The organism is Algoriphagus sp. SE2, from assembly GCF_039563885.1.
Lineage (GTDB): Bacteria > Bacteroidota > Bacteroidia > Cytophagales > Cyclobacteriaceae > Algoriphagus.
In genome coordinates this window covers 1-400 of sequence record NZ_JBCLWJ010000081.1, presented here as the reverse complement: position 1 = coordinate 400, position 400 = coordinate 1, and the positions used below count along the sequence as shown (strand labels likewise).

Annotated in this window: 1 protein-coding gene; it reads right to left on the bottom strand. The window is 44.2% G+C overall.

Annotated elements, in window-relative coordinates:
* On the bottom strand, window positions 1-400 hold a 400-nt coding region (locus tag AAGF08_RS20505), incomplete at both ends, for a PKD domain-containing protein (protein WP_343513327.1).

The window sequence follows — 400 nt, the reverse complement described above, 5'->3', positions numbered from 1 at the left end:
GAAATACTCAAGTGATGTAGTTCGATCACCGATATATTCCTTCCCTTCATAGTTCACTGTTTTGCCATTTCCGGCATTCAGATACAGACTGAAATCAGCAGATGAATCAGGTAATGGCTCAAACACATCAATCAATACAGACTCTGTATCACTCAGGCCATCCCCATCCGTTACCGTTAGACTAACACGGAAACTGCCTCCTGACACAAATGTATGGGAAGGATTCGCTTCCGTGGAAAACGTACCGTCGCCGAAGTCCCATGCATAGCTTACAATCCCAGTGTTATCTGTTGATGCAGCCCCAGTAAAGGTAATAGCTGTTTCCGTTGTTATGTCCGATGAAGGTAGATAAGAAATCACAGACTCAGGAGAGGAGGAGACTATGTTAGCTCCTTCTATT